At 50.7% G+C, this 1,362-nt stretch carries 1 pseudogene; it reads left to right on the top strand.

The annotated features are described in order from the left end of the window. Position 1: 1 nt before the first annotated feature. Positions 2–1,362, top strand: a pseudogene (locus AJE_RS19060) (IS1182 family transposase); the annotation flags it as partial.

Raw genomic sequence — 1,362 nt, 5'->3', positions numbered from 1 at the left:
CATGCTCAAAACTCCCTCTCCTCAACAATATCAGTTAGAAATGGTCACGCTCGAAGAGCTGGTACCGAAGAACCATTTGGTTCGCAAGGTCGATGCCGCCATTGATTTCGAGTTCATTCGTGCTGAAGTCGAACATCTCTACTGCAAAGATAATGGCCGTCCGCCGATTGACCCTGTCCGTTTGTTTAAGATGATGATCCTCGGCTATCTGTTTGGCATTCCCAGTGAGCGTCGTCTGGTACAGGAAATTCAGGTTAATGTGGCTTATCGCTGGTTTTTGCGGATGGGATTAACCGAGAAAGTGCCTGATGCCTCCACGCTGAGCCAGAATCGTATTCGTCGTTTTAACGGCACGGATGTGTTTCAGCGTATCTTCGACCGGATAGTTGAACAGGCGTATGAGCAGCGTCTGATTGGTGGTCACACGCTTTACACTGACAGCACACATTTAAAAGCCAATGCCAATAAGCGCAAGGCGGTGAACAAAGAGGTGGCGGTCAGTGCATCGGCGTATATCGCTGAGCTCAACAAGGCGGTTGAAGAGGACCGGTTAGCCCATGGCAAAGCGCCACTGAAGCAAGATGACTCGAAGGAGCCCGAAACCAAAAATCAAAAGGTCAGCACAACCGACCCTGACAGTGGCTTTATGACGCGGGAAGGCAAACCACAGGGCTTCTTCTACCTTGGACCATCGCACCGTGGATGGCCGCCACGGCATCATCACGGATACCTTCGTGACGCCGGGGAATGTGCATGATAGCCAGCCCTATCTGGCCAGATTAGACCGTCAGCTTGAGCGCTTTAAGTTTAGTCCGATAGCCGTTGGTTTGGATGCGGGCTACTTTACTGCACCGCTTTGCCATTTAATCCGGGAGCGGCAAATTGCACCGGTTATTGCCTACCGTCGTCCCAATGTCACCGCTAATCCGATTAAGAAGAAGCAATTTACCTACGATAAAACAACCGATACCTATCGTTGCCCCCAAGGTGAAATCCTGACTTACAGCACGACAGACCGTCAGGGCTACCGGCATTATCAATCTAACCCTAAAGTGTGTCAGGATTGCCCGCTACGTCAGGACTGCACGAAGAACAAGCAGTATAAGAAAACGATAACCCGGCATGTCTGGGAAGAGGATAAAGAGCATGTGAGTGGTTTGCGGCTGCTGTCCGTGGGGTAAGAAGATTTACAACCGACGAAAAGAGACGGTTGAACGCAGCTTCGCAGACGCAAAACAGCATCATGGCCATCGCTATGCACGGTTCCGTGGTCTGGCGAAAGTGCAGATGCAGTGTTTACTGGCGGCGGTAGCGCAAAACATCAAGAAAATGGCCTTGCTGGCCTTTTTATCGCTTTTTTAT

Origin of the sequence: Alishewanella jeotgali KCTC 22429, from assembly GCF_000245735.1 — a bacterium.
Lineage (GTDB): Bacteria > Pseudomonadota > Gammaproteobacteria > Enterobacterales > Alteromonadaceae > Alishewanella > Alishewanella jeotgali.
Note: the sequence above shows the minus strand (reverse complement) of the source record. Positions and strands in the feature narration are given on the sequence as shown.